The organism is Streptomyces sp. WAC05374, assembly GCF_004353505.1.
GTDB lineage: Bacteria > Actinomycetota > Actinomycetes > Streptomycetales > Streptomycetaceae > Streptomyces.
On sequence record NZ_SMNQ01000003.1, the window covers coordinates 305,633 to 330,932 of the forward strand.

Consider the following 25,300-nt stretch of genomic DNA (forward strand, 5'->3'; position numbering starts at 1 on the left):
CGACAAGGCAGACTGTCGGGGGCGAAACCAGCGGTACGGGCAGGGGGAGCTATGGACCGTGAAGACGGGCCGCGAGTGCCGGAGCAGCGCGCTCCGCAGCCGGGTCCTGCCGGGGACGGCGGCGACCTGCGCTTCGGCGTGCTCGGCCCGGTACGCGCCTGGCGCGACGGCGAGGCCCTGCCGTCCGGCTCGCCGCAGCAGCGCGCCCTGCTCGCCGCACTGCTGCTGCGCGACGGGCGCACGGCGACGGCCGCCGAGCTGATCGACGCGATCTGGGGCGACGAGCCGCCCTCGCAGGCCCTGGCGGCGGTACGGACGTACGCCTCCCGGCTGCGCAAGGTCCTCCCGGCGGGCGTGGTGGTCAGCGAGTCGGGCGGGTACGCGATCCGGGGCCGCGCCGACGCCCTCGACCTGAACGTGGCGCAGGAGCTGGCCGCCGGGGCGGAGAAGGCCCGCGCGGGCGGCGACCGCAACCAGGCCCGGGCGCTGATCGACAAGTCGCTGGGCCTGTGGGACGGCGAGCCCCTCGCGGGCGTGCCCGGCCCCTACGCCGAGACCCAGCGCGCCCGCCTGGAGGAGTGGCGGCTGACCCTGCTGGAGACCCGGCTGGACCTGGACCTGGAGTGCGGGCACCACGCGGAGGCCGTGTCGGAGCTGACCGCGCTGACCGCCGCGCACCCGCTGCGCGAGCGGCTGCGGGAACTGCTGATGCTGGCGCTGTACCGCAGCGGCCGGCAGGCGGAGGCGCTCGCGGTGTACGCCGACACGCGCCGGCTCCTCGCCGACGAGCTGGGCGTCGACCCGCGCCCCGAGCTGGCCCGGCTCCAGCAGCGCATCCTCCGGGCGGACGCGGAGCTGGCCCGCCCGGTGGAGGAGCCGTCCCGCGCCCCGGCCGTCTCCCGCCCGGCGCAGTTGCCGGCCACGGTGCCGGACTTCACCGGCCGGGCGGCGTTCGTGCGGGAGCTGGGCGACCAACTGGCGACCGCCGACGGCTCGGTGATGGCCGTGTCGGCCCTCGCGGGCATCGGCGGGGTGGGCAAGACGACGCTCGCCGTGCACGTGGCGCACGCCGCGCGCCCGCACTTCCCGGACGGGCAGCTCTATGTGGACCTCCAGGGCGCGGGGGCGCGGGCGGCCGAGCCGGAGACGGTGCTCGGGGCCTTCCTGCGGGCGCTGGGCGCCCCGGACTCCGCCATCCCCGACACCCTCGACGAGCGCGCCGCGCTCTACCGGTCGACGCTCGCCGGGCGGCGGGTGCTGGTCCTGCTGGACAACGCCCGGGACGCCGCCCAGGTGCGGCCGCTGCTGCCGGGCACGGAGGGGTGCGCCGCCCTGGTCACCAGCCGGGTGCGGATGGTCGACCTGGCCGGTGCGCACCTGGTGGACCTGGACGTGATGTCGCCGGAGGAGGCGCTCCAGCTCTTCACCAGGATCGTGGGCGCCGAGCGGGTGCAGTCGGAGCGCGAGGCGGCCCTGGACGTGGTGGCCGCGTGCGGCTTCCTGCCCCTGGCGATCCGTGTCGCCGCCTCCCGCCTGGCGGCGCGCCGCACCTGGACGGTGTCGGTCCTCGCGGCCAAGCTGGCCGACGAGCGGCGCCGTCTGGACGAGCTCCAGGCGGGCGACCTCGCCGTGAAGGCCACCTTCGAACTCGGCTACGGCCAGCTCGAGCCCGCCCAGGCCCGGGCGTTCCGCCTGCTGGGCCTGGCCGACGGCCCGGACATCTCCCTGGCGGCCGCGGCGGCGGTCCTGGACCTCCCCCTCCATGACGCGGAGGACCTGCTGGAGTCCCTGGTCGACACCTCACTGCTGGAATCCGCCGCCCCCGGCCGCTACCGCTTCCACGACCTGGTCCGGCTCTACGCGCGTGCGTGCGCCGACCGCGACGAACAGCCCCCGGCCGAGCGCGAGCTGGCCCTCTCCCGCCTGCTGGACTTCTACCTGGCGACCGCCGCCCGCGTCTTCGCCATGGAGCGGCCGGGCGACCGCCTGGTGGCCCACCTGGCGCCGACGGCGTACGAGGGGCTCGACTTCGCCGACCGCCGGGCGGCGCTGGACTGGCTGTACACGGAGGCGAACTGCCTGCTGGCGTGCGCCCGGCAGGCGGCGAAGGGGCCGCGGCTGCGCACGGCGGTGGACCTGCTGTGGGCCGCCCAGGACCTGGCGGAGTCCGGCGCGAACTCCAAGCTGTACGAGGCGGCCGCGCTGTCCGCCCTCGAGGCGGCCCGTGCCTCGGGCGACGCCCGCATCGAGGGGCGGGCGCGGACGTCCATGACCAATGTCCACCTGGTCGCCGGCCGGTACGGGGAGGCGGACCGCGAGGCCGAGCAGGCGTCGCGGCTGGCGACGGCGGCCGGGGACCCCGCACCGGTCTACTGGGCGGACAACGACCGGGGCATCATCGCCTTCAACCAGGGCCGGTACGCGGACGCCGAGCGGTACCTCTTCAAGGCCATGGAGGGCTCGCACGCCGACGACAACCGGCCGGGCGAGGCGAGCGCCCTGTGCAACCTGTCGCGCATCCACCTGTCCATGGGGCGGGTGGCGCAGGCCATCTCGCTCGCCGAGCAGGGCGTGGAGCTGTACGAGCGCATAGGGCACACCCTGCGCCTGGCCAACGCGCAGTACGCGCTGGGCGTCGCCCTCACCCATGCCCGCCGCCACGCCGAGGCGCTGGAACAACTGGCCCAGGCGCTGCACCGGTTCGAGACGAACCGGCAGCGGCTGTGGGCCGGTACGACGCACTTCCGCATCGCGCAGACGCACCTGTCCGCCCAGCACCCCGCCCGGGCCGCCCAGCACGCCGAACAGGCGCTGGCCATAGGCTGCATCGGGGGTGACCGCATCCGGGGCAATGTGCTGATCACGCTGGGCAAGGCGCTGGACCGCCTCGGGCAGTCGGGCCGTGCGCGGGCCTGCTGGCGCGAGGCGCTGGCCCTGCACGAGGAGTCGGGTGCGACGGCGGAGGCGGAGGAGGCCCGGGGGCTGCTGTCGCCGCTGACGGCGGCCTGACGCCCCCGGAACAGGGCGTTCATCGATTGTTTATGCCCACCCGGCATGCTCCATAGCAGTCGATCCGCCGCGTCGGGGGGCACGCGGGTCCACTAGCCTTCTGCCCGGCGACCCTCGGGGGAGCCGCCGGTCAGAAGGCACTCAACACCACAACAGCACCTCACGGGGGACAGATTCATGAGCGAGTCGACGAAGAAGCTCGACAACGTCACCACCCTGGGCGACCACCACACGCCCGCACCGCCCGCCCAGGACCTCATCACCATGGGCGACCACCACACGCCCGCACCGCCCGCCCAGGACACCATCACCACGATGGGCGACCACCACACGCCCGCGCCTCCCGCCCAGGACACCATCACCACGATGGGCGACCACCACACGCCCGCACCGCCGGCCCAGGACACCGTCACCACCCTGGGCGACCACCACACGCCGGCTCCGCCGGCGAGCTGACCGGAACGTCCTTCACCACGGGGTGCGGCCGCGGCGGCGCGGAGGGGGAGCCGCCGCGGCCGCGGCACTCCACGGTCGGTGCATCCCGCCGTCCACCACGCGGAGCCCCACCCTTCGCGCACGGACGGCACGGCCCCACGAAGGGGGCGGACCTGAGCCGGTCCGCCCCCTTCGCCGTGCGCGCCGCGCTCAGCCCGCGGACCGCGCCCGCAGCTCGCCCTTCAGCACCTTGCCGCTCGCGTTCCTCGGCAGCTCCGGGACGAACTCCACGTGGCGGGGCACCTTGTAGTTGGCCATCTCGCGGCGCGCCCAGGCGATCAGGTCGTCGGCCGTGAGGGTGGAGCCGGGGCGGCGGACCGCGAAGGCCCCGGCGACCTCGCCGAGGCGGCTGTCGGGGACACCGACGACGGCGACGTCGGTCAGCTCGGGGTGGGCGGCGAGGAGCTGCTCGATCTCGGCGGGGTAGGCGTTGAAGCCGCCGACGATGAACATGTCCTTGATCCGGTCGGTGATGCGCAGGTTGCCCTCCGCGTCCAGGACGCCCACGTCCCCGGTGCGCAGCCAGCCGTCGGCGTCCAGGACCTCCGCGGTCGCGGCCGGGTCGTCGTCGTAGCCGCTCATCACGTTGTGGCCGCGCACCAGCACCTCGCCCGAGGGGTCGAGGCGGACCTCCGTGCCGGGGATGGGGCGGCCCGAGGTGGTGGCGATCGTCTCGGGCGGGTCGCCCCGGCGGCACATGGTGACGATGCCGCTCGCCTCGGACAGCCCGTACGCCGTGAGGACGGTGCCCACCCCCAGCTCGGTGCGCAGCCGTTCCACCAGGCGCAGCGGCACCACCGCCGCGCCGGTCACCACCAGCCGCAGCGAGGACAGGTCGTGCGCCGCGCGGGCGGGGTGGTCCAGCAGGGACTGCAGGAGCGTGGGCGGGCCGGGCAGGACGGTGACGCGTTCCGCCGCGACGTTGGCGAGCACCGTGTCGACGCCGGACACGGGCTGCGGCACCATCACCGCCCCGCGGGTCAGGCAGGCGATGATCCCCGCCTTGTAGCCGAAGGTGTGGAAGAAGGGGTTCACGATCAGGTAGCGGTCGCCCTCGGCCAGCCCCGCCAGGTCCGCCCACGTCTCGTAGCAGCGCAGGGTCTGCGCGTGGCTGATCACCGCGCCCTTGGGGCGGCCCGTCGTGCCGGAGGTGAAGATGATGTCGGAGGGGTCGGTCGGGGCGATGGCGTCGGCGCGGGCGCGGACCTCCCGGGCGGGTGTCGCGTCACCGCCCGCGAGGAACTCCTTCCAGGTGCGGAAGTCCTCGGGCGCGCTGTCCGCCAGGACCACGACCTGCTCCAGGTGCGGCAGCACGGCGCCGGCCCGCCGCAGCGACGCCACGTAGGACGTGCCCAGGAACGTCCCGGTGACGAACAGCAGCTTGCTGCGGCTGCGCTCCAGGACGTACGCGGCCTCGGCGCCCTTGAAGCGGGTGTTCAGCGGCACCAGCACCGCGCCCGCCGTCACGGCGCCGAGGGCGGAGACGATCCAGTCGAGGGTGTTGGGCGCCCACACCGCGACCCGGTCGCCCGGTTCCACGCCCGCCGCCAGGCACGCGGCGGCCGCGCGTTCGACGCGCTCGCCCAGCTCGGCGTAGGTGACCCGGTGCCGGCCCTCCACGACCGCCTCCCGGGGCCCGTACCCCTCGGCCGCCGACCGCACCAGTTGGGGGATCGAGCCCCATTCCAGGTCGCCGCGTCGTCCGCGCATCTCCCGCCCTCCCTCTAGCTGACTGTCCGTCAGATTAGCGCTACGGTGGCGGCCATGACAGATGCGCTGAAGGACGCGACGGCCATCGTCGGGATCGGGGAGACGCGCTTCGCCAGGCGACTGGCCGAGCCGGAGAAGACGCTGGCGTGCCGCGCCGTCCTGGCCGCCCTCGCCGACGCGGGCATCGCCCCCGCCGAGGTCGACGCCTTCGCCTCGTACACCATGGAGGAGACCGATGAGGTCGAGCTCGCCAAGGCCATCGGGGCGGGGGACGCCACCTTCTTCTCCAGGGTGGGGTACGGCGGCGGCGGATCGTGCGCCACCGTCGCCCACCTCGCCGCCGCCATAGCCACCGGCCAGGCCACCGTCGGCGTCGCCTGGCGGTCCAGGAAGCGCGGCTCCGGCCCCCGGCCCTGGACCAGCACGGCCGTCCAGCTCCCCACGCCCGCGCAGTGGACCCGCCCGTACGGGCTGCTGCGCCCCGCCGACGAGATCGGCATGCTCGCCCGCCGCTACATGCACGAGTACGGCGCCACCCGCGACCACTTCTTCAACGTCGCCCTGGCCTGCCGGAACAGGGCCAACCAGAACCCGGCCGCGATCATGTACGAGCGCCCCCTGACGCGCGAGATGTACATGACCTCCCGCTGGATCAGCGAGCCGCTCTGCCTGTTCGACAACTGCCTGGAGACCGACGGCGCCCTCGCCTGCGTGATCGTGGGCGCCGAGCGCGCCCGCGACTGCCGCCGCCCGCCCGTCTACGTCCACTCCACCGCCCAGGGGCTGCCCGCCCAGCACCACGGGATGGTCAACTACTGGAACGACGACCCGCTCACCGGTCCCGCCTGGACCGCCGCCCGGCACCTGTGGAAGCGGGCCGACTTCGGCCCCGAGGACGTCGACGTGGCGCAGATCTACGACGCGTTCACCCCGCTCGTCCCCCTCTCCCTGGAGGGGTACGGCTTCTGCGGGCGGGGGGAGGGCGGCGCCTTCACCGAGGGCGGCGCCCTGGAGATCGGCGGACGGCTGCCCGTCAACACCGGCGGCGGCGGGCTCAGCGAGGCGTACGTCCACGGCTTCAACCTCATCACCGAGGGCGTGAAGCAGCTCCGCGGCACCAGCACCGCCCAGGTGCCCGGGGCCGCGACCTGCCTGGTCACCGCCGGCGAAGGGGTCCCCACGTCCGCGCTGCTGCTGAGGAGCTGAGAGATGCCCGAACCCACCGGGGCGATGCTCGCACCCGTCACCGACGAGGACGGCGCCCCCTTCTGGGAGTACGCCGCCCGGGGCGAACTGCGTGTGCAGGGCTGCGCCCGCTGCGGCGAACTGCGCTTCCCGCCCCGCCCCTGCTGTCCGCACTGCCGGTCCTTCGACAGCGAGTGGCGCCCGATGAGCGGACGCGGCCGCCTCTGGTCGTACGTCGTCCCCCATCCGCCCCTCCTGCCCGCGTACGCCGCCCTCGCCCCGCGCTACAACGTCGCCGTCGTCGAGCTCGCCGACGCCCCGCGCATCCGGCTCGTCGGCAACGTGGTCGCCGCGCCGGGCGCGCCGCTCGACTCGGTGGAGCCGGCCAGGCTGCGCATCGGGGCGGCCGTGCGGGTGGCGTTCGACGGCGGGCTCCCGCGCTGGGTGCTGGAGCGGCCGTGACCGTACGCGTCGAGAGGGCGGGGGGCGTCGCGGTCGTCACCCTCGACCGGCCCGCCCGGCACAACGCTATCGACCTCGGCACGGCCGCCCGGCTGGCCGCCGTGTGGCGGGAGTTGCGGTACCACGACGGCGTCCGCGCGGCTGTCCTCACCGGGGCGGGCGGGAAGGCGTTCAGCACCGGCATCGACCGGGCGGTGGACGTCCCGCAGCCGGCCTCCCCGTACAGCGCCGACGACCCGCTCCTGGCCATCGGCCCCAAGGCCAACGACCTGTGGAAACCCGTGATCGCGGCCGTGGAGGGGATGGCCTGCGGCGGGGCGTTCTACCTGCTCGGCGAGTGCGAGTTCGTGGTGGCGTCGCGAGAGGCGAGCTTCTTCGACCCCCACACGACGTACGGCATGGTCAGCGCGTACGAGGCCGTCCTCATGGCGCAGCGCATGCCGTACGGGGAGGTCGCCCGGATGTCCCTGATGGGCACGGCCGAACGGGTGTCGGCGCGGCGGGCGTACGAGACGGGCCTGGTGTCGGAGCTGACGGAGCCGGGCGGCGCGCTGGCCGCGGCACGCGAGGCGGCGGACGTCATCGCCGCCCACCCGACCGAGGCCGTGCAGGGCACGGTCCGCGCGGTGTGGGCGGCCCGGGAGGCGGCCAGGACCCACGCGCTCGCCCAGGCCCCGCACCTGATCGCGCTGGGCAACCTGCCGCCGGAGCGGCAGGCCGCGCTGTTCGAGGGGCGGGGCCGGGGCGGGTACCGCCTGCGGTGAGCGGCCCGGGGCGTCGGAGGGTCGTCAGAGGGCCGTCTTCGTCGCCGTGTCGACGACGCACTCCTTGTACTCGCTGCCGGTGCCGGTACCGGTGTACGCGGTCGTGGCCTCGGCCTGCCGGGACTCGCCGCCCTTGACGGTCAGCCCGGTCACGTTGGCCCGCACGGTGGTCGCGCCGGAGCCGGCGTCACCGCGGAATTTCATCGTGATGTTGTACGTCTGGTCCAGCGAACCGTCGTTGGTGACCGTGATCCGGGCGACGAGGTTCTTGCCCGCGTCGTCCATCCGGCACTCGTCGATCCTGATGTCGCGGGCGGCCTTGTCGCCGCCGCCGGAGCCGCCGGGGACGGAGACGCCGCCCGAGCCGCTGCTGGAGCTGTCGCTGCCGCCGGTGGTGCTGTCACCGGTGGTGCTCCCGCCGGTGGTACCGCTGTCGGAGCTGTGGCTGCTGCTGTTGCTGCCGCTGTTGCTGCTGCAGCCGCCCCCGGAGCCACGGGCTCCGGTGAGTGCGACGAGCGCGACGCCGAAGACGGCGATGGCACGGACATGGCGGAGCTTCACGTTCAACCCCCGTTGAAAGTGCGAGTGAGTGGAGCCCGATCTTGACGGGCACACGTCACCCTAGCAGCGCGGCGGGCGCCTCCCCGCCGCCGTGTGGCGCCCCGCCCGCGGGCGGCGTAGCGTCGTGATCGAGAGCCGACCCAGGGAGGCCGAGGATGGTCCGTAACGTCATCGGCTCGATCCTTGCTCTCGCCGGAGCGACGGCCGCCGTCTGGAGCCCCTTCCGTGCCTGGTACGACGGCCGTCCCGGACGCGACATCCGCGTCGCCGACCTCTTCGGCGGCATCAGCGCGACGCGCGCCGACCTGTGGACCTCGCTCCTGCTGCCGTTCGTTTTCGCGGCGGTGCTGACGCTGGTGGGCGTGGTGCTGCGGTCCCGGCTGCTGGTCGCCCTCGCCGGACTGGTCGTGCTGGCCTTCGCGGTCCTGTGGATGGTCCGCCAGGGACAGGCCGCCGGCAGCCTGAGCGTCGAGTCGGACGGCTCGGGCCTCGGCCCGGGGGTCGCCCTGGCGGCGGGCGGCGGACTGCTCCTGCTGCTCGGTGCCGCGGTGATGAGCGGACGGGCACGGGCGCGCGAGGCGCACGAGCCGGCCGCGCACGGCGGCTGGGGACGCGGGCACGGGCACCACCGGCGCGGGCACACCGAGCCCTACCAGGACCCGTACGCCGAGCCCTACGACGAGCCCTACGCCGAGCCGCGACGGCAGCCGTACGCGGGCGACGCGCCCACCGCCGAGTACCCCCGGCAGGACGGCCGGTACGACGACCGGTACGGCGACCGGCCCGCCGGCCGCCCGGACGAGGGCTACGGACCCGGCGAACCGGGCCCCGGCCCGGACGAGCCGTACCGGCCCGGTCCCCCGCACCGCGGCTGACCCCGGGCGGCGCGCGCCGTCAGCGCCCGCCGCTCCTGCCGGTGGCCGTGCCCTTCACCGCGTCCAGCGCGTACACGCACCGGTCCTTGCTGCACGCGTAGACCACGCCCGCGCGTGCGACCAGCGAGCCGGTGATCTCCCCGCCCGTGGTGAGCTTCCAGCGGAGCTGCCCGCCGCTCGCGTCCAGCGTGTACAGCACGTGGTCGGCCGAGCCGAAGTGCAGACGGCCGTCCGCCACGACCGGGGCGCCGATGATCGGGCCGCCGGCCGGGAAGCGCCACTTCGGGGTGCCGGTCACCGCGTCCAGGGTGTAGACCGCGCTGCCGCTGCCCACGTGGATGTTGCCGTCGGCGACCAGCACGGGCTCGCTGGAGTGGCGGGACTCGGTGGCGATGCGCCAGCGGTCCTTGCCGGTGGTGGCGTCGAGCGCGTACACCGTGCCGAGGTAGTCCGCGAGGTACACCCCGCCGCCCGTGACGGCCGGGCCGGGCGCGAAGGCGGGCGGCGAGAGGAAGACCGCCGGGGCCTCGAAGTGCCACCGGACGTGGCCGGACATGATGTCGACGGAGAGCACGCGGGTTCCGGCGGCGACGTACACATGGCCGTCCTCCGCCGGGGCGACGCGCACGGGTACACCGCCGCAGGAGGCGGCGTCGCCGATCGGGTACGACCAGCGTTCCGTGCCGGTACGCGCGTCCAGGGCCTGGAGCCGGGCGTTCCGCCAGACGTAGACGGTGTCGCCGAACAGCGCGGGTCCGGCGTCCGGGGTCTCGAAGTCGGTCTGGGCCCCGGTGATCTCCCACAGCTTCTCGCCGTTGGACGCCTCCCAGCCCTGGACGCCGCCGCCGCGCGTGCCGGTGACCACGGTGCCGCGGTCGACCTTGAGCGAGTACGCCCAGGCGTCCGTCTGGAGCCGCCACCGCTCGCTGCCGTCGAGCGCGTCGAGCGCGTACAGCGAGGGGCCGTCGGAGGCGTGGATACGGCCCCCCGACACGGCCATGGTCCAGGCGACGTCCCGGGTCTTGAACTGGCGCCGGCCGGTGCCGACGTCCAGCGCGTGCACCTCGAAGGACGTGACGTAGAGCAGGTCGCCCGAGACGACCGGGGTGCCCCAGACGTCGTTGGACATCCGGAACCGCCACGGCCGCCAGTGCCCGGGGCCCGCCGGTTCCGGCGCGGCCGGGGGCCCGGCGGCCGGCGGGGATGCGGGGTGCGGCGGGTGCGCCGGGGCGGGCGCCGGGGCGGACGGGGACGGGTCGGCGCCGTGCGGGCCCCCGGCGGGGCGGCGGATCCACCCGGTGGCGGGCCCGGCGTCCACCGCCAGGGCGGCGCGCGTGTCGGCGACGCGCGGCCCCGGGCCGATGGGCAGGGGGGCGCCGGGCAGCCGGACCGGGGCGGCGGGTGCCGCGTGCCCCGTGCGGGGGTCACCGGTGCCGCCGGGCCGGGGCGGGTTCCACTCGGCGCCGTGTCCGGGGCCGGGCACCGGGGCGGGGGCGGACGGGGGCGCGGGCGGGGGCGGCGGGGTGGGGCGGCCGCCCCGGCGGGCCTCGATCATCGCGGTGGCCCGGGACGGCAGCCAGGCCGAGGCCGTACCGCTGTCGTCGCTCCCGGAGAACAGGTGCGGGGCGAGCTGCGCCTGGAGGTCGGCCGGCGAGGGCCGCAGCCCGGCCTCCATCTGCATGCAGGACTCGATCAGCGGCCGCAGCTCGTCGGGCAGCCCCTCCAGGTCGGGGCCCTCGCGCAGCAGCATGAAGACGGTCTCCACCGGGTTGGCCCCGTGGTAGGGGGCGTGCCCGGTGGCGGCGAAGACCAGCGTGGAGCCGAGCGAGAAGACGTCGCTCGCGCCGGTCACGCTGCGGGAGTCCTTCGCCTGTTCGGGTGACATGTAGGCGGGGGTGCCCACGGCGACGTTGGTCATCGTCAGCCGGGTGTTGGAGACGCCGGACGCGATGCCGAAGTCGATGACGCGCGGCCCGTCCTCCACGACGAGGACGTTGGACGGCTTGAGGTCGCGGTGGACCAGTCCGGCGCCGTGGATGGACTGGAGCGCCTCGGCGATCCCGGCGGCGAGCCAGCGCACCGCCTGGGCCGGCAGGGGCCCGCACTCATTCACTATCTCCTCGAGGGAGGGCGCCGGGACGTACGCGGTCGCCAGCCACGGCACCGCGGCCCGCGGGTCGGCGTCCACCACGGCCGCCGTGTAGAAGCCGGACACCGCCCGTGCGGCCTCCACCTCGCGCGTGAAGCGGACGCGGAACAACTGGTCCTCGGCGAGCTCGGTCCGTACGGTCTTGATCGCCACGCGCCGCCCCGAGGCCGACCGCGCGAGATAGACCAGGCCCATGCCTCCGGCACCGAGCCGGCCCAGCACCTCGAAGGGGCCGATCCGTCTCGGGTCGTGCTGCGTGAGCTGTTCCACTTGCCTGCCACCTCCCCGTAGGGGCCATGAAAGTACGGCCCCAGTCGCCCCCTGATTGTTCCTGTCCGGGGCGGTGGTTGCGAACCCGGGGGCGGATCGGGGTGTCTCACCCCGATCCGGACACCCTCACGGGGGTTCTCAGGCGGCTTTCGGCTCCGCCAGCACGGCGAAGACGGCACCCTGGTTGTCGGCGATGAGGGCGATCCTGCCGTACGGCGTGTCGAACGGCTCCTCGGTGACGCGCCCGCCGAGGCGGGTGGCGACGGCGGCGGTGTCGTCGCAGTCCTCGACGGCGAAGTAGATGAGGAAGTGGGCGGGCATGGCGGCCGGAAAGGCGTCGGTGATCACGCTGCGGCCGCCGATGGCGGTATCGTCGCCGGCCTGCGTCCCGGCGGGCGACCAGACCCGGAAGTCGATCGAGGCGTCGTCGAGGTCGCGCACCTGGAAGCCGAAGACGGTCTCGTAGAAGGCGTCCACGGCGTCCTTGTCCCTGGTGTAGACCTCGGTCCAGCAGAAGGAGCACGGCTCGCCCTGCTTCTCGAAGCCGGTGTGCTCACCGGCCTCCCACAGCCCGAAGACCGCGCCGCCCGGGTCGGCGGCCTGGGCCATGGTGCCGAAGGAGCCGACCGGCATGGGGTCCATCACCATCTGGCCGCCCGCCTCGCGGATGCGGCGGGTGGTGGCGACGGCGTCGGGGGTGGAGAAGTAGACGCCCCAGACGGTGGGCATCCGGCCGTCCCGCTTGGGCGCGAGGCCGGCGACGCGCTTCCCCTCGCTGAAGGCGTTGGTGTAGTTGCCGTACGCCTCGTCGCCCTCGTCGAACGTCCAGCCGAAGAGCTCACCGTAGAACCGCTTGCCGGCTTCGAGGTCGGGGAGCATCGCATCCGCCCAGCACGGCGTGCCCTCTGTGAATGCGGCCATGGACCTGATCCCTTTCCGTGTACGGGCCGGGAGTGTGGCGCCCGTCACGGTCACGCTAATGGCGCCGGGCGTCCGCCGCAGGGGAAGAAATCGAACATAGGTGCAATTGTGGCGATACGAGGGCCGCGCGGCCCGGTGTCCGCACGGGTTGTCCACCAAAGTTGTCCACAGGCTGTTGATAATCCTATCGGGGCAGTGCGGGGCTTCGAGGTGGCCGAAAACCGTGGTGCCGGACAGGGCCGCCCCGGGCGTCCCGGCCCAGCGGGGAGGCCCCGGCGGGGGCCGTGACGGAGGGGTGTGACCCCATTTGCAGTCGGCCGAATCGCGCGCAGATCACCCCTCGGTAAGCTGACGGCATGACAGGACAAGTACGCACCGTCGACGGCCGCGTGGCCGGTCGACGCGGACAGGCGACGCGGCAGAAGCTGCTCGACTGCCTCAGCGAGATGCTCAGCTCCTCGCCGTACCGGGACGTCAAAGTCATCGACGTGGCCCGGAAGGCGGGCACTTCCCCGGCGACGTTCTACCAGTACTTCCCGGACGTCGAGGGCGCGGTCCTCGAGATCGCGGAAGAAATGGCCAAGGAGGGCGCCGGGTTGACCGAACTGGTCTCCGGCCGCACCTGGGTGGGCAAGTCCGCCTGGCAGGCCGCGGAGGAACTGGTCGAGGGCTTCCTCGACTTCTGGCGCAAGAACGACGCCATCCTCCGCGTGGTCGACCTGGGTGCCGCCGAGGGCGACAAGCGGTTCTACAAGATCCGCATGAAGATTCTGAACTCGGTCACCAACTCCCTGACGGACGCGGTCAAGGAGCTCCAGGCCAAGAACAAGGTCGACAAGGACGTCAACCCGGCCGCCATGGCGGGTTCCCTGGTCGCGATGCTGGCGGCGGTCGCCTCGCACCAGAAGGGCTTCACCACCTGGGGCGTCAAGCAGGCCGAACTGAAGCCGAACCTGGCGCTGTTGGTCCACCTCGGCATCACGGGCAAGAAGCCGACGAAGTAACACCCCACCCTCACACGTCCTGTCACGCCGATGGCGGTCCTTCACCCGACCGCCATCGGCGTTCCCGTATCCCCTCCCCGCGCCGGGTCAGGCGGAAGAGGCGGATCTCGCGATCGACCCTCGCCTGGTACGCGGCGTACGGCGGCCACAGCCGCAGCGCCTTCTCCCACGCCACCTGCCGGTCCTCGCCCTTCAGCAGCCGGGCGCGCACGGGGACGGTCCGGCCGCGCCAGTGCACCTCCGCGTCCGGGTGGGCCAGCAGGTTCGCCGTCCAGGCGGGGTGCGCGGGGCGGCCGAAGTTGGAGCCGACCAGCACCCAGGTGGTCGCCGCCGGGTCCTCCGGCACACACGCCAGGGGCGTGCGGCGCTCCAGGCCGGAGCGGGCGCCGCGCGTGACGAGCACCAGCCCCGGCAGCATCCGGGCACTGGGCAGCACCCTCCCCCCGGTGAGCCGGTGGACCGCGCGGTCGAAGGCGGGGACCACGTGCGGGGCGATCCTCGCGAACGTACGGGTCGAGGAGACCCTCCGGACCAGCCGCAGCGCCGGTGACGGCCCGCTCACCGGGCGAGCACCCCCGCCGTCTCGGCCGCGTGGGAGCGCAGCCGGTGGACGGGGCCGAAGAGCAGTTCGTCGGCGGTCGCCCGCTTCACGTACAGGTGGGCCTCGTGCTCCCAGGTGAACCCGATGCCGCCGTGCAACTGGACGCCCTCGGCTGCGGCGGCGCCCAGCGCCTCCAGGCCCTGGGCGAGCGCCAGTCCCCCCGCCGACGGGTCCCAGGCCGCGTAGTACGCCGCCGACCGTGCTGCCTGCACCCGCACGTACAGGTCGGCCAGCCGGTGCTTGACCGCCTGGAACGAGCCGATCGCCCGCCCGAACTGCTCCCGTGCCCGCGCGTACTCCACCGTCCCCTCCAGGACCCGGGCCGCCGCCCCGGCCGCCTCCGCCGCGAGCACGGCCGCCGCGTCCCGCCCGGTGGCGGCGAGGGCCCCCGGCACGTCCGCCCCGTCCTCGCCGAGCAACTCCCCCGTCACCTCACGCAGTTGCACGCGCGCCAGGGGTCGTGTCCCGTCCAGCGACGGCAGGCGTACGCGGGCGAGGCCGGCCGCCTCCGCGCGGACGAGGAAGAGCAGCGTCCGTGCCGCGGGGTAGCCGCCCGTGTGCGCGGCCACCACCAGCAGGCCGGCACTGTGCCCGTCCAGGACCTGCCCCACCTCCCCGTACAGCTTCCACGTCCCGTCGGCGGCCACCCGCGCCTGCACGCCGCCGGCCCGGCCGCCCCCGGCCCACTCACCGGCCCGGTTGTCGCCGGTCAGGGCGAGGGCGCGGGCCAGGGGCGCGGCGGCGAGCGCGGCGGTCAGCGAGCCGTCCGCGAGGCGCGGCAGCAGCGCCGCCCGCTGCGCCCCGGTGCCGAGCCGGGCGATCAGCGGGGCGGCGAGCACGGCGGTGCCGAGGAGCGGCGAGGGCGCCAGGGCGCGGCCGGTCTCCTCACAGGCGAGGGCGAGTTCGGTGAGGGAGCAGCCGACGCCTCCGTACACCTCGGGCAGCGCCAGCCCCGGCAGCCCGAGCCGCCGGGCGAGCAGGGCCCACAGGTGCGGGTCGTGCCCGGTGTCCGTACCGGCGGCGGCGCGGACCTGTGCGGGGCCGCAGTGCGTGGCGAGCAGGTCACGCAGGGTGCGGCGGATCTCGTCCTGCTCGGCGGTGAAGGCGGTGTCCATGAGGGCCCCCTTTTCTGACGGGCCGTCATGCTAGGGCGAACGGTGAAGGATGCCCAGAGCCGTTCGGCGCGGGATGCCGGAGCCGTGCGGCGCCGGATGCCCGGAGCCGATCCGCAGGGGGGCCCTGAGCCGATCCGCGGGGGATGCTGCGGAGCGCACCGGTGGATGCCCGGAGCGCACCCGGGGGACGCCCGGAGCCGTTCGGCGGTGAATGCCCGGAGCGCACCTGGGGACGCCCGGAGCCGTGCCACGGGGGTGCCCGGAGCCCGCATCTGATGTACCGTCAGAAACATGCGTCGTCCCGTCGCCATCGTGGGTGTGGCCCTCTCGGACTGCGGACGCGTCGACACGGCCACCCCCTACGCGCTGCACGCCCAGGCCGCCCGGCGGGCGCTCGCCGACTCCGGGCTCGACCGGTCCGTCGTGGACGGGCTCGCCTCCGCCGGGCTGGGCACCCTCGCCCCGGTCGAGGTGGCCGAGTACCTGGGGCTGCGGCCCCGGTGGGTGGACTCCACCTCCGTGGGCGGGGCCACCTGGGAGGTCATGGCCGCGCACGCGGCGGACGCCATCGCCGCCGGGCACGCCGAGGCCGTCCTGCTCGTCTACGGCTCCACCGCCCGCGCCGACATCAGGGCCGGGCGCCGCACGGCGAACCTCGCCTTCGGCGCCCGTGGCCCGCTCCAGTTCGAGGTTCCGTACGGGCACACGCTGGTCGCCAAGTACGCGATGGCCGCCCGCCGCCACATGCACCAGTACGGCACCACGCCCGAGCAACTGGCGACGGTGGCCGTCCGGGCGCGGGAGAACGCCGCCCTCAACCCGGAGGCCATGTTCCGCGACCCGATCACGGTGGACGACGTGCTGTCTGGCCCGCTGATCGCCGACCCCTTCACCAAACTGCACTGCTGCCTCCGCAGCGACGGCGGCTGCGCGGTCCTGCTGGCGGCGCGGGAGTACGTCCCCGACACCGCCAAGGCCCCGGTGTGGGTGCTGGGCACCGGCGAGCACGTCTCGCACACCACCATGTCGGAGTGGGACGACTTCACCGTCTCCCCGGCGGCGGTCAGCGGCCGGCTCGCCTTCCGGCGGGCGGGCCTCACTCCGGCCGACATGGACTTCGCCCAGGTCTACGACGCCTTCACCTACATGACGCTGGTGACCCTGGAGGACCTCGGCTTCTGCGCCAAGGGCGAGGGCGGCCCCTACGTCGAGCAGGGCACCCTGCCGGTCAACACCGACGGCGGCGGCCTGTCCGCCTGCCACCCCGGCATGCGCGGCCTGTTCCTGCTGGTGGAGGCGGTCCGCCAGCTCCGCGGCGAGGCGCCCGGCCGCCAGGTCGAGGGCGCCCGGCTCGGGGTGGTGTCGGGGACGGGCGGCTGGTTCTGCTCGTCGGGGACGGTGGTCCTGGGGCGCGCATGATGTCCCCATGACCGACTTCCACGACACCCTCCGGTCCCTGCGCGTCTGGGACACCGAGTTGCCCGCCTTCGACCCGGACTCCGCGCCCGCCGCTCCCCTGCCGCTCTTCCATCAGTGGCTCGTGGCGGCGGCACGGGCCGGGCAGGCCGAGCCGCACACCATGGCGCTGGCCACCGTCGACGCGGAGGGACGCCCCGACGTGCGGACGGTGATGCTGCACGACGCCGACGCGCGCGGCTGGCACTTCGCCTCGCACGCCACCAGCGCGAAGGGGCGTCAACTGGCCGCCGCTCCGCACGCGGCCCTCGGCTTCTACTGGCCGGTGCAGGGCCGCCAGGTCCGGGTGCGGGGCCAGGTCGTGACCGGCACGCCGCAGGAGGCGTACGACGACCTGCACGCCCGCTCGACGGGCGCCCTGGCCGCCGCCCTGGTGGGCCGGCAGAGCGAGGTCCTCGGCTCGACGGCCGAGCTGGCACGGGCCGGCGAGGCGGCCTGGGAACGCGCCGAGGCGGAACCGGACGCGGACGTGGAGACCTGGACGCTCTACATCCTCGAACCGTACGAGGTGGAGTTCTTCCAGGGCGACGCCCGCCGCCGCCACCTCCGGCTCCGCTACCGCCGCACCCCCGCGGGCGACTGGGAGCGCGGCCTGCTGTGGCCGTGAGGACCACCCCTACCGGGTGGCGTACGGGCGGTCGCGGCGGGCGTCCCGGAGGACCGAGCCCCACCAGTCGAGTTCGTCGAGCATCACCGTCGCGGCGGTCGCGTGCTCGTCGGGGTCCTTCAGGTTCCCCTCCTCGTCGAACAGCAGGTAGTAGCGCGGGAAGCTGACGTAGTCGCGGACGGTGTGGGCGTGCAGCTCGCCGAAGACCTGCTTGAGCTGCTCGATGGCGAGCAGCCCCCCGCTGGCGCCGCTGTAGCCGACGAAGCCGACGGGCTTGGCCTGCCATTCCGTGTAGTGCCAGTCGATGGCGGCCTTGAGGGAGGCGGGGAAGCTGCGGTTGTAGTCGGGCGTGACGACCACCACGGCGTCCGCCTCCCCGAGCCGGCGGGTCAGGCCGGCCATGCCGGCGGGGCGCGGCATGCCGGGGTCCATGGCCGGGGGGACGGGAGGAAGGGCGAGCGGCAGATCGGCGTCGGCCAGGTCGATGACGTCGACGTCGAACCGGCCGTGCGCCCGGGCCTGTTCGGCGAACCAGCCGGTGACGACCGGGCCGAAGCGGCTCTCCCGGACGCTGCCGATGACGACCGCGAGGCGGAGGGGCTGGGAAGACATGGCGGGGCTCCTCGGAAGGTTCGGTGGGGTGACCGGCGCGGTCACGTCCTCCAACCTGCCGGGGCGGGCGGGTACCAGGAAGGCCGGGCCGAGACTGGTAGTGACGGGGCCACGATCCGCGGCCGCGCCCGCTGCTAGCGTCGGCCGGGTGAGCGACAACGAACTGGGGCTGTTCCTGCGTACGCGCCGCGAGGCGGTCACGCCCGCCGAGGTGGGCCTGCCGGCCGGGTCGCGCCGCCGCACCCCGGGACTGCGCCGGGCGGAGCTGGCCACCCTGGCCGGGGTGAGCGTCGAGTACGTGACCCGTCTGGAACAGGGCCGCGACCGGCACCCGTCGCCACAGGTCGTGGCCGCGCTGGCGGAGGCGCTGCGGCTGACGGCGAGCGAGCGGATACACCTGCACCGGCTGACCAAGAACCAGGGCGGAGGGCTCTGCACGGGCGGGGCGGCACCGGCGCTGACGGTGCGGCCGACCGTACGGGCCCTGCTGGACCGCCTGGAGCCGGCCCCGGCGGTGCTGGTGAACCGGATCGGCGACCTGCTGGCCTGGACGGACGGGTACGACCGGCTCGCCCGGCCCGTGGGGCTGCTGGACGGCACCCCGCCGAATCTCGCCCGGTTCGTCTTCGGCGACGAGCGGGCGCGTGCCACCTTCCCCGACTGGGACCGGGTCGCCGACGAGCAGGTCGCCGCGCTGAAGCAGGGCCCGTTCCGGGTTGACCCGCATGTGGCGGCGCTGGCGGACGAGTTGACCGTGACGGCCGGTGCGGAGTTCACCGGCCGGGTGGAGCGGCTGCCGGGGCTCCCGGCGGCGACGGGCATCACCCGGTTCGCGCACCCGGAGGCGGGGGCGCTGCGGCTGGCGTACGAGACGCTGGAGCTGCCCGCCGACGACGACCAGCGGCTGATCGTCCACCTGCCCGCCGACGATGCCACCGCCTCGGCCCTGGACGGGCTGACCGGGCGCCGCCCGGGCGCCCTGCGCGCGGTGTCGGGCTGACCGGGCGGAACCCCGCGGGCCGTCCGCGCGTCGACAGGTATGACCGCACACCGAGCAGGGGGAGAAGGCATGACCGTCACGCTGGCCGAGGACATCGCACTGCTGTCGCTGGACGACGAGTCGGGCGCCGCGAAGGAACGGCAGTCGGCCGGCTGGGCGGTGGCGGGCGGCATCCTGCTGGAGCTGGCCATGGCGGGGCGGGTGACCGTGGCCGACGGCCGCCTGGAGGTGACCGACACGACGCCCACCGGCACCGCCCTGCTGGACGGCCGCCTCGAGCGGCTCGAGGAGTGGACGCGGCGCAAGAGCCGGCGCAAGGTGGCCGACTGGCTGACCAAGGACCAGTCCAAGGCGGTCGCCGCGACGGTGGAGAGCCTGTGCGCGCGGGGCCTCGTCACGGAGGAGCGCGGCAAGGTGCTCGGGCTCTTCCCGGTGCGCCGCTACCCCGAGGCGGACGGTTCGGTGGAGCGCGAGCTGCGGGCCCGGCTGACGTCGGTGGTCGTGCACGGCATGGAGCCGGACGACCGCACCTCCGGGCTGGTCGCCCTGCTGCACGCCGCCAAGCTGTACCGGCTGGCATTCCCGGACGTTCCCCGCAAACTGGTCGCGCCCCGCATGGCGAAGATCGCCGACGGCCAGTGGGCGGGTGACGGCGTGCGCGAGGCCATCCGGAACATGCAGGCCGCGATGGTGGCGGTCACGGTGGCCACCACCGTCACGGTGCTCTGAGCCGCCTCGTACGCTTCAGCCATGTCCGTCAACATCACTTTTACGCTCGCCGTCACCGGCTTGAAGGACGAGGCACAGGCGCGGGAGGTGGTGCGGTCCCTGGACGAGGTCATGGAGGACGAGCGCGTCCAGGACCAGGTGAACCTCGGCGTCGCCTGGGACGAGGACGGGACGGCCTTCGTGTCGGGCGAGACCGACTTCCCGCTGAGCATCACCCGCTTCCATCTCTGGCAGCCGCAATTCGAGAGCTATGTGAAGTTCGCGGTCGACGAGGTCGCACCCGAGGCGAAGCTCACCCTCGACTGGGGATACCCGGACCTCGAACGCTGACCGGCCATGGGATAGCTTGAACGCGTTCAATTGAACGCGTTCAAGCCAGGAGGGTTCCCATGGGGCCAGTGAGTACGCGCGTGCACGGGCTCCGGCGCGCGCTCGCGGCGGGCGCGGTGATCGCCACCCTGCCGGGTCTTCTGCTGACGCTGACCAGCTACGTCTTCCCGCTGCACATCCTGACGGCCCTGTCCGTGATGGTCCCCCTGTTCCTGCCGCGCCGCCCCACGGCCTTCACCCGCGCCTGCGCGATCACGGGACTGTTCCTCCTGGCGTGGGGACTTCTGGGCTTCCTGGCCGGCATGTTCGTCTTCTGGCCGTCCGCCCTGCTCCTGCTCCTGGCCGCCTTCGCCGATCCGCGCAGACGGCCGGTCACCGCGAAGGTCCTGGGCACGGCGGGCGGGCTGGTGATGGCGGGGCTCCTCACCGCCACCGGCCTGTTCGTCTGGCGCATCCACGCCGCCCCCGCCATGGCGGAACCCCACACCTACCGGGCGGTGACCGATCCCGACGCGTTCTACGACGAGCTCGGGAACCACGACGCACACCTGAAGCGGTACGGGGCGACCAGCGTGACGGGCACCGCGCACGAGGACGAGCACTACCTGGACGTCCGCTTCCCCGACGGCCTCCCCGAGGAGCGGCGGGCGGCCCTGAAGCGGGAGATCGAGAGCCTCCCGGGCGTCACCCGCGTCGACCTCTGCCCGGTCCGCGACTGCGGCTGACGCCGCCGGTTCAGTGGTGGGCGAGTTCGTCGACCCGGTGCCGCTGCACGAGGTGGTCATGGCGCAGTCGTGCGTGGCGCGCGGGGGATGAAGACCGGCACGATGACCTCGCCGTCCGGCTCCGCGCGGAAGGCGACCGTGAGGGCCATGCCGATGCGCAGGTCCGCCTCCGGGCAGTCGACGACCTCGGTCATCATGCGCGGGCCCTCGGCGAGGTCGACGACGGCCGCCGTGTAGGGCGTACGCCCGGCGAAGGGGGCCAGGTCGTTGCGGTGGACGACCGACCAGGTGTAGAGCGTGGCGCGGCCGCTCGCACGCTCCCAGGTGACGTCGTCGCTCCAGCAGTGCGGGCAGAATTCGCGCGGGTAGTGGTGGGGCCGTCCGCAGGCGCCGCACCGCCGGATCAGGAGCCGGCCCTCGGCCGCGGCGTCCCAGTAGGGGCGGGTGAAGGCGTCGATGTCGGGCCGGGCGGGGTTCATGCGCCCAGCCAGCCGATGGCGTGGTCGAGGGACCAGGTCTGCCACGCCACCGCGAACAGGGCGACGAGCGAGATCAGGGCCATCATCGCGTTCTGCCCCTGCTCGGCCCAGTCGTGGATCATGAGCGTGAGGTACAGGAGGTTGAGGACGAGTCCGCCGATCAGGGCGACCGGGGTGAGGAAGCCGGTGACCAGCCCGAGACCGAGGGCGAGTTCGGCGTACACGACGACGTGGGCCATCAGCCGGGGCCGGGGTGCGACGACCCTGTCGAAGCCGGTGCGCACCACCGCCCAGCGGTGCTTGCCGGCGACGTCGGCCGCCCAGGCGATGCCCGTGCCGCGCTCGAACCAGCCCTTCCTGTCCTTGTGGCGCCAGCTCTCCAGCCACCACAGGCCGAGGCCGATGCGCAGGACGGCGAGCCATTCGGCGCCGCTGAGCCAGACGGTCTGCATTCGGGACCCCTCCCGCGAGTATCTGACGGTACGTCAGTTCAGCGGTTCCGTGGACGGTGCGCAAGGGGGCCCGGCATCGTGCTCCTGGACCGGCACGTACGCGACACAGGGGGATGGATGGCTTTCTGGGATCAGGCCCCGGCTCTGATCGGCGTGGTCGTGGGAGCCGTCGGCTCCTATGTGGCCGCGAGCCTCACGGAGCGCAGCCGCTGGCGGCGGGCGCGGGCGGAACGCTGGGACGCGCAGAGGTTCCAGACGTACGCGAGCTACGCGAACACCCTGAAGGCGCAGATACGCATCGCGCAGCGCATCGGCGCCGACCGGGGCTTCGAGCACGTCACGGACCCGCTGCCGCCCGAGGAGGGGCTGCCCCAGCTCGCGGAGGCGGAGTCGCGGCGGGCGGCGGAGTGGGAGTCGGTCCTGCTGGTCGGGGACGCCGAGACCATCGGCGCGGCCCGCACCTGGCACGAGGCCGTGTGGAACGTGGAGCTGTACGCGCGCGGGCTGAAGGACGACCCCGAGGGCTGGGCGGAGGCCGTGCAGCGGGTGAGCCGGGCGCGCGACGCCTTCTACGCCCGCGCGCGGCGGGACCTCGGCATCGCGGGGCCCCCGCCGCCGCCGGGCAACTGGCCGCGGGCCTGGGAGCGGGCCGAGGTGGATTGAGCACCGTTCGGGCCGTTCCTGACCGGGCGCCGGTTCGCTAATCTGACAGTGCGTCAGATCACAGCCCCCACGGAGCAGGAGCGGCGGAACGATGCTTGGATCGACCCACGGCACCCTCACCACCGATCTCCGCGCCCGCGTGGTGGCCTGCGGGCCGGCCACCGGCGGCGCCGTCCACGGCAGCGCCGCCGTCGAGGGCGACGTGGACGTCAGCGGCCGCCCCCTGCACGCCCCCGTGCCGGACCTGGACCGGCTCTTCCGGCCCGAGTCCGTCGCCGTCGTCGGGGCGTCGGACACCGAAGGCCGCCCCAACGCCGGGATCACCCGGCAGCTCCTGCGCTGGTCCCAGCGGGTCGGCGCCCACCTGTACCCGGTGCACCCCGGCCGCCGGACGGTCTTCGGGCTGCCCTGCGTGCCCTCCGTGGCCGACCTGCCCGAACCGGTCGACGTCGCCGTGCTCCTGGTCGCCGACCCGCTGCCGGTCGTCGAGCGGCTCGGCGCCGCCAAGGCGCGGTTCGCCGTGGCCTTCGCCTCCGGTTTCGCCGAGACCGGCACGGCGGGCGCCGCCGCCCAGGACCGGCTCGCGGCCGCCGCCGAGCGCGCCGGGGTACGGCTGCTGGGGCCCAACACCAACCTGAACGCCTTCGAGGAGTTCCGCGAGGACCTCGAGGGGCCCGCGATCGCCCTGATCACCCAGTCCGGCCACCAGGGCCGCCCGCTGTACGCCCTCCAGGAGCTGGGCGTACGCCTCTCCCACTGGGCGCCCACCGGCAACGAGGCCGACCTGGAGGCCGCCGACTTCCTCTCCTACTTCGCCGAGCGCCCCGAAGTGGGCGCCGTCGCCTGCTACCTGGAGGGCATCAGGGACGGGCGCGCCTTCCTGCTCGCCGCCGACCGGGCAGCCCGGCGCGGGGTGCCCGTCGTCGCCGTCAAGGTCGGCCGCACCGCTGCCGGCGCCCGGTCGGCCGCCTCCCACACGGGCAAGCTGACCGGGTCGGACCGGGTGGTGGACGCGGCCCTGCGGCAGTCCGGCGTGATCAGGGTCGACGCCCTCGATGAACTCCAGGACACCGCCACCCTCCTCGCGCGGGCCCGCCCGCCGGTCACCGACGGCGTGGTGGTGTACGCGATCTCCGGCGGCACGGGCGCCCACTTCGCGGACCTCGCCACGGCGGCCGGGCTCCGGCTGCCACGGCTGTCGCAGGCCCGGCAGGACGAGCTGCACCAGTGGATACCCGGCGACCTGAACGTCTCCAACCCGGTCGACAACGGCGGCCACCCGGTCGGCGACGCACGCGGCCGGAAGATCATCGACGCCCTGCTCGCCGACCCGGACGTCGGCGTCCTGATCTGCCCGATCACCGGCCCCTTCCCGCCCATGAGCGACAGGCTGGCGCGGGACCTGGTGGACGCGGCCGAGGAGACGGACAAGCTGGTGTGCGTGGTGTGGGGCTCGCCCGTCGGCACCGAGTCCGCCTACCGCGACACGCTCCTCGGCTCCTCCCGGGTCGCCACCTTCCGCACCTTCGGCAACTGCGTCACCGCCGTCCGGGCCTACCTGGACCACCACCGTTTCACCCGGGCCTACCGCTCGCCCTTCGACGAGGCGCCGCGCACCCCCTCCCCCTCGTACCGCAAGGCGCAGGCGCTGCTGCGCCCCGGCCACCGCCTGAGCGAGCACGCGGCCAAGCAGCTCCTGCGGGCGTACGGCATCCGCGTCCCGCGCGAGCAGCTCGTGACCAGCGCGGCGGCGGCCGTACGGGCGGCGAGCCTGGTGGGGTACCCGGTGGTGATGAAGGCGTCCGCCCCCCAGCTCGCCCACAAGACCGAACTGGGCCTGGTCAGGCTCGGGCTGACGTCCGCGAGCCAGGTCCGCGACACCTACCGCGAGCTGACCGACATCGCCCGCTGCGAAGGCGCCGAGCTGGACGGCGTCCTGGTCTGCCAGCTCGTCGACCCGGGCGTCGAGATGATGGTGGGGGTGACGCACGACGAGGTGTTCGGCCCGACCGTCACCGTGGGACTGGGCGGTGTGCTGGTGGAGGTGCTGGGGGACACCGCCGTGCGCGTACCGCCCTTCGGCGAGGACCAGGCACGGGCCATGCTCGGGGAACTGCGCGGGCGGGCCCTGCTGGACGGGGTGCGGGGGGCGCCGCCGAGGGACGTGGACGCGCTCGTGGAAGTGGTGCTGCGGGTGCAGCGGATGGCGCTGGAACTGGGCGGTGCGCTGGCGGAGCTGGACATCAACCCGCTGGTGGTGCTGGAGCGGGGACAGGGCGCGGTGGCGCTGGACGCCCTGGCGGTGTGCCGGTGACCGGGCCGGTGCTCCACACCGTGGGCGGCGGGGTCTCGTGGATCACGCTCAACCGGCCCGAGGCGCTGAACGCGCTCACGCCGGACCAGCGGGACCGGCTCGTCGCGCTGCTCGACGGGGCGTCCGCCGACCCCGGCGTACGGGCCGTGGTCCTCACCGCCACCGGGAAGGGCTTCTGCGCCGGTGCCGACCTGCGGGCCGCCGCGGCCACGGGCGCCGAGCGGGTCGCGGGGGACGTGGCGAGGACCGTCCGGCTGGGGGCGCAGCGCCTGATCGCCGCCGTGCTCGACTGCGAGAAGCCGGTGATCGCGGCGGTGAACGGCACGGCCGCCGGGATCGGCGCGCATCTGGCGTTCGCGTGCGACCTGGTGCTGGCGGCCGAATCCGCGCGGTTCATCGAGGTGTTCGTCCGCCGGGGCCTGGTCCCGGACGGCGGGGGCGCGTATCTGCTGCCGCGCCTGGTCGGGCCGCAGCGGGCGAAGGAGCTGATGTTCTTCGGCGACGCGGTGCCGGCGCGGGACGCCGAGCGGATGGGGCTGGTGAACCGGGTCGTGCCCGACGACGAGCTGGAGAAGACCGCCCGCGCCTGGGCGGAACGTCTCGCCACCGGCCCGACCCGCGCCCTCGCCCTCACCAAGCAGCTCGTCAACGCCTCGCTGGACACCGACCGGGCCACCGCGTTCGCCGCCGAGGCGGCCGCACAGGAGATCACCATGACCACGCACGACGCCAACGAGGGCGTGGCGGGCTTCGTGGCCCGCCGCACGCCCCGCTTCAGGGGGAACTGACGTG

25 protein-coding genes are annotated in these 25,300 nt (G+C 74.4%); 16 read left to right on the top strand and 9 right to left on the bottom strand.

Going from position 1 to position 25,300, the window contains the following annotated elements; genetic code table 11:
• Nucleotides 1-51 precede the first annotated feature (51 nt).
• Together E2B92_RS09000 and E2B92_RS09005 are read left to right on the top strand one after the other, a co-directional pair.
• Complete coding sequence (locus E2B92_RS09000; protein WP_126884977.1) at nucleotides 52-3,009, top strand: AfsR/SARP family transcriptional regulator; 2,958 nt, start codon at nucleotides 52-54, stop codon at nucleotides 3,007-3,009.
• 177 nt (nucleotides 3,010-3,186) lie between these two features.
• Nucleotides 3,187-3,465: a hypothetical protein gene (locus E2B92_RS09005; RefSeq protein ID WP_235023741.1), complete on the top strand. Its 279-nt coding sequence runs from the start codon at nucleotides 3,187-3,189 to the stop codon at nucleotides 3,463-3,465.
• A 189-nt stretch (nucleotides 3,466-3,654) separates the two neighbouring features.
• On the opposite strand, the gene E2B92_RS09010 is transcribed toward E2B92_RS09005, so the two are convergent.
• Nucleotides 3,655-5,214, bottom strand: coding sequence for a FadD3 family acyl-CoA ligase (locus E2B92_RS09010; RefSeq protein ID WP_126884978.1), 1,560 nt, complete (start codon nucleotides 5,212-5,214; stop codon nucleotides 3,655-3,657).
• Between the two features lie 54 nt (nucleotides 5,215-5,268).
• On the opposite strand from E2B92_RS09010, the gene E2B92_RS09015 reads away from it, so the two are divergent.
• From E2B92_RS09015 to E2B92_RS09025, 3 genes are read left to right on the top strand one after another with little or no spacing between them, the layout of a single operon-like run.
• Nucleotides 5,269-6,420: a lipid-transfer protein gene (locus E2B92_RS09015; RefSeq protein ID WP_126884979.1), complete on the top strand. Its 1,152-nt coding sequence runs from the start codon at nucleotides 5,269-5,271 to the stop codon at nucleotides 6,418-6,420.
• Nucleotides 6,421-6,444: 24 nt separating this feature from the next.
• On the top strand, nucleotides 6,445-6,861 hold the full coding sequence (locus E2B92_RS09020) for a Zn-ribbon domain-containing OB-fold protein (RefSeq protein WP_126884983.1): 417 nt from the start codon (nucleotides 6,445-6,447) through the stop codon (nucleotides 6,859-6,861).
• Complete coding sequence (locus tag E2B92_RS09025; RefSeq protein ID WP_126884980.1) at nucleotides 6,858-7,625, top strand: enoyl-CoA hydratase/isomerase family protein; 768 nt, start codon at nucleotides 6,858-6,860, stop codon at nucleotides 7,623-7,625. The genes E2B92_RS09020 and E2B92_RS09025 overlap by 4 nt, the downstream gene beginning before the upstream one ends.
• A gap of 24 nt (nucleotides 7,626-7,649) precedes the next feature.
• Here E2B92_RS09025 and E2B92_RS09030 read toward each other — a convergent pair whose 3' ends face one another.
• Nucleotides 7,650-8,186: a hypothetical protein gene (locus tag E2B92_RS09030; protein ID WP_126884981.1), complete on the bottom strand. Its 537-nt coding sequence runs from the start codon at nucleotides 8,184-8,186 to the stop codon at nucleotides 7,650-7,652.
• Between the two features lie 155 nt (nucleotides 8,187-8,341).
• Here E2B92_RS09030 and E2B92_RS09035 point away from each other — a divergent pair, with 155 nt between their 5' ends.
• Nucleotides 8,342-9,061, top strand: a complete 720-nt coding sequence (locus E2B92_RS09035) for a hypothetical protein (protein WP_126884982.1) — start codon at nucleotides 8,342-8,344, stop codon at nucleotides 9,059-9,061.
• A gap of 19 nt (nucleotides 9,062-9,080) precedes the next feature.
• Here E2B92_RS09035 and E2B92_RS09040 read toward each other — a convergent pair whose 3' ends face one another.
• Both E2B92_RS09040 and E2B92_RS09045 read right to left on the bottom strand, forming a co-directional pair.
• A complete protein-coding gene (locus E2B92_RS09040) occupies nucleotides 9,081-11,480 on the bottom strand; it encodes an outer membrane protein assembly factor BamB family protein (protein ID WP_133087458.1) in 2,400 nt (799 codons plus the stop codon).
• Nucleotides 11,481-11,618: 138 nt separating this feature from the next.
• Nucleotides 11,619-12,401 (bottom strand): VOC family protein, encoded by a 783-nt coding sequence (locus E2B92_RS09045; protein ID WP_126887737.1) that lies wholly within the window; start codon nucleotides 12,399-12,401, stop codon nucleotides 11,619-11,621.
• 356 nt (nucleotides 12,402-12,757) lie between these two features.
• Between E2B92_RS09045 and E2B92_RS09050 the strand changes: the two genes are divergently transcribed.
• Nucleotides 12,758-13,405 carry a TetR family transcriptional regulator gene (locus E2B92_RS09050; RefSeq protein WP_126887738.1) on the top strand — a complete coding sequence of 216 codons (648 nt, stop codon included), beginning with the start codon at nucleotides 12,758-12,760 and terminating at the stop codon, nucleotides 13,403-13,405.
• Nucleotides 13,406-13,427: 22 nt separating this feature from the next.
• On the opposite strand, the gene E2B92_RS09055 is transcribed toward E2B92_RS09050, so the two are convergent.
• Nucleotides 13,428-13,967: a nitroreductase family deazaflavin-dependent oxidoreductase gene (locus E2B92_RS09055; RefSeq protein WP_185923687.1), complete on the bottom strand. Its 540-nt coding sequence runs from the start codon at nucleotides 13,965-13,967 to the stop codon at nucleotides 13,428-13,430.
• Nucleotides 13,964-15,121: an acyl-CoA dehydrogenase family protein gene (locus tag E2B92_RS09060; RefSeq protein ID WP_126887739.1), complete on the bottom strand. Its 1,158-nt coding sequence runs from the start codon at nucleotides 15,119-15,121 to the stop codon at nucleotides 13,964-13,966. The genes E2B92_RS09055 and E2B92_RS09060 overlap by 4 nt, the downstream gene beginning before the upstream one ends.
• Nucleotides 15,122-15,412: 291 nt before the next feature.
• Between E2B92_RS09060 and E2B92_RS09065 the strand changes: the two genes are divergently transcribed.
• Together E2B92_RS09065 and E2B92_RS09070 are read left to right on the top strand one after the other, a co-directional pair.
• Nucleotides 15,413-16,540, top strand: coding sequence for a thiolase C-terminal domain-containing protein (locus tag E2B92_RS09065; RefSeq protein WP_126887740.1), 1,128 nt, complete (start codon nucleotides 15,413-15,415; stop codon nucleotides 16,538-16,540).
• A 7-nt stretch (nucleotides 16,541-16,547) separates the two neighbouring features.
• Nucleotides 16,548-17,204 carry a pyridoxine/pyridoxamine 5'-phosphate oxidase gene (locus tag E2B92_RS09070; RefSeq protein ID WP_126887741.1) on the top strand — a complete coding sequence of 219 codons (657 nt, stop codon included), beginning with the start codon at nucleotides 16,548-16,550 and terminating at the stop codon, nucleotides 17,202-17,204.
• A gap of 9 nt (nucleotides 17,205-17,213) precedes the next feature.
• Here the strand turns inward: E2B92_RS09070 and E2B92_RS09075 are convergent, their stop codons facing one another.
• Nucleotides 17,214-17,816 carry an NADPH-dependent FMN reductase gene (locus E2B92_RS09075; protein WP_126887742.1) on the bottom strand — a complete coding sequence of 201 codons (603 nt, stop codon included), beginning with the start codon at nucleotides 17,814-17,816 and terminating at the stop codon, nucleotides 17,214-17,216.
• Between the two features lie 148 nt (nucleotides 17,817-17,964).
• On the opposite strand from E2B92_RS09075, the gene E2B92_RS09080 reads away from it, so the two are divergent.
• The 4 genes from E2B92_RS09080 to E2B92_RS09095 all read left to right on the top strand — a co-directional run bounded on the left by E2B92_RS09080 (nucleotide 17,965) and on the right by E2B92_RS09095 (nucleotide 20,600).
• Nucleotides 17,965-18,816, top strand: coding sequence for a helix-turn-helix domain-containing protein (locus tag E2B92_RS09080; protein ID WP_126887743.1), 852 nt, complete (start codon nucleotides 17,965-17,967; stop codon nucleotides 18,814-18,816).
• Between the two features lie 69 nt (nucleotides 18,817-18,885).
• A complete protein-coding gene (locus E2B92_RS09085; protein WP_126887744.1) occupies nucleotides 18,886-19,545 on the top strand; it encodes a GOLPH3/VPS74 family protein in 660 nt (219 codons plus the stop codon).
• 21 nt (nucleotides 19,546-19,566) lie between these two features.
• Nucleotides 19,567-19,875, top strand: a complete 309-nt coding sequence (locus E2B92_RS09090) for a hypothetical protein (RefSeq protein ID WP_126887745.1) — start codon at nucleotides 19,567-19,569, stop codon at nucleotides 19,873-19,875.
• A gap of 59 nt (nucleotides 19,876-19,934) precedes the next feature.
• Nucleotides 19,935-20,600: a hypothetical protein gene (locus E2B92_RS09095; RefSeq protein ID WP_126887746.1), complete on the top strand. Its 666-nt coding sequence runs from the start codon at nucleotides 19,935-19,937 to the stop codon at nucleotides 20,598-20,600.
• A 56-nt stretch (nucleotides 20,601-20,656) separates the two neighbouring features.
• Here E2B92_RS09095 and E2B92_RS09100 read toward each other — a convergent pair whose 3' ends face one another.
• Nucleotides 20,657-21,079, bottom strand: coding sequence for a Zn-ribbon domain-containing OB-fold protein (locus tag E2B92_RS09100; RefSeq protein ID WP_126887747.1), 423 nt, complete (start codon nucleotides 21,077-21,079; stop codon nucleotides 20,657-20,659).
• The gene (locus E2B92_RS09105) at nucleotides 21,076-21,531 is read right to left on the bottom strand and encodes a DoxX family protein (protein WP_126887748.1); all 456 of its coding nucleotides are present in this window, start codon (nucleotides 21,529-21,531) and stop codon (nucleotides 21,076-21,078) included. Before E2B92_RS09105 ends, E2B92_RS09100 begins: the two co-directional genes overlap by 4 nt.
• Before the next feature lie 117 nt (nucleotides 21,532-21,648).
• Here E2B92_RS09105 and E2B92_RS09110 point away from each other — a divergent pair, with 117 nt between their 5' ends.
• The 3 genes from E2B92_RS09110 (at nucleotide 21,649) to E2B92_RS09120 (ending at nucleotide 25,296) form a co-directional block, all read left to right on the top strand.
• Entirely contained in the window at nucleotides 21,649-22,194 is a 546-nt protein-coding gene (locus E2B92_RS09110; protein WP_126887749.1) for a hypothetical protein, read from the top strand.
• Nucleotides 22,195-22,285: 91 nt separating this feature from the next.
• Nucleotides 22,286-24,508 (top strand): acetate--CoA ligase family protein, encoded by a 2,223-nt coding sequence (locus tag E2B92_RS09115; protein ID WP_126887750.1) that lies wholly within the window; start codon nucleotides 22,286-22,288, stop codon nucleotides 24,506-24,508.
• Nucleotides 24,499-25,296, top strand: a complete 798-nt coding sequence (locus E2B92_RS09120) for an enoyl-CoA hydratase/isomerase family protein (RefSeq protein WP_126887751.1) — start codon at nucleotides 24,499-24,501, stop codon at nucleotides 25,294-25,296. Before E2B92_RS09115 ends, E2B92_RS09120 begins: the two co-directional genes overlap by 10 nt.
• Nucleotides 25,297-25,300: the final 4 nt, after the last annotated feature.

Excerpts from the sequence above, each read along its gene's own strand:
- E2B92_RS09000 (WP_126884977.1), top strand. The coding sequence starts at position 52 with ATGGACCGTGAAGACGGGCCGCGAGTGCCGGAGCAGCGCGCTCCGCAG.
- E2B92_RS09005 (WP_235023741.1), top strand. The coding sequence starts at position 3,187 with ATGAGCGAGTCGACGAAGAAGCTCGACAACGTCACCACCCTGGGCGAC.
- E2B92_RS09010 (WP_126884978.1), bottom strand. The coding sequence starts at position 5,214 with ATGCGCGGACGACGCGGCGACCTGGAATGGGGCTCGATCCCCCAACTG.
- E2B92_RS09015 (WP_126884979.1), top strand. The coding sequence starts at position 5,269 with ATGACAGATGCGCTGAAGGACGCGACGGCCATCGTCGGGATCGGGGAG.
- E2B92_RS09020 (WP_126884983.1), top strand. The coding sequence starts at position 6,445 with ATGCTCGCACCCGTCACCGACGAGGACGGCGCCCCCTTCTGGGAGTAC.
- E2B92_RS09035 (WP_126884982.1), top strand. The coding sequence starts at position 8,342 with ATGGTCCGTAACGTCATCGGCTCGATCCTTGCTCTCGCCGGAGCGACG.
- E2B92_RS09045 (WP_126887737.1), bottom strand. The coding sequence starts at position 12,401 with ATGGCCGCATTCACAGAGGGCACGCCGTGCTGGGCGGATGCGATGCTC.
- E2B92_RS09050 (WP_126887738.1), top strand. The coding sequence starts at position 12,758 with ATGACAGGACAAGTACGCACCGTCGACGGCCGCGTGGCCGGTCGACGC.
- E2B92_RS09060 (WP_126887739.1), bottom strand. The coding sequence starts at position 15,121 with ATGGACACCGCCTTCACCGCCGAGCAGGACGAGATCCGCCGCACCCTG.
- E2B92_RS09065 (WP_126887740.1), top strand. The coding sequence starts at position 15,413 with ATGCGTCGTCCCGTCGCCATCGTGGGTGTGGCCCTCTCGGACTGCGGA.
- E2B92_RS09070 (WP_126887741.1), top strand. The coding sequence starts at position 16,548 with ATGACCGACTTCCACGACACCCTCCGGTCCCTGCGCGTCTGGGACACC.
- E2B92_RS09075 (WP_126887742.1), bottom strand. The coding sequence starts at position 17,816 with ATGTCTTCCCAGCCCCTCCGCCTCGCGGTCGTCATCGGCAGCGTCCGG.
- E2B92_RS09085 (WP_126887744.1), top strand. The coding sequence starts at position 18,886 with ATGACCGTCACGCTGGCCGAGGACATCGCACTGCTGTCGCTGGACGAC.
- E2B92_RS09090 (WP_126887745.1), top strand. The coding sequence starts at position 19,567 with ATGTCCGTCAACATCACTTTTACGCTCGCCGTCACCGGCTTGAAGGAC.
- E2B92_RS09095 (WP_126887746.1), top strand. The coding sequence starts at position 19,935 with ATGGGGCCAGTGAGTACGCGCGTGCACGGGCTCCGGCGCGCGCTCGCG.
- E2B92_RS09100 (WP_126887747.1), bottom strand. The coding sequence starts at position 21,079 with ATGAACCCCGCCCGGCCCGACATCGACGCCTTCACCCGCCCCTACTGG.
- E2B92_RS09105 (WP_126887748.1), bottom strand. The coding sequence starts at position 21,531 with ATGCAGACCGTCTGGCTCAGCGGCGCCGAATGGCTCGCCGTCCTGCGC.
- E2B92_RS09110 (WP_126887749.1), top strand. The coding sequence starts at position 21,649 with ATGGCTTTCTGGGATCAGGCCCCGGCTCTGATCGGCGTGGTCGTGGGA.
- E2B92_RS09115 (WP_126887750.1), top strand. The coding sequence starts at position 22,286 with ATGCTTGGATCGACCCACGGCACCCTCACCACCGATCTCCGCGCCCGC.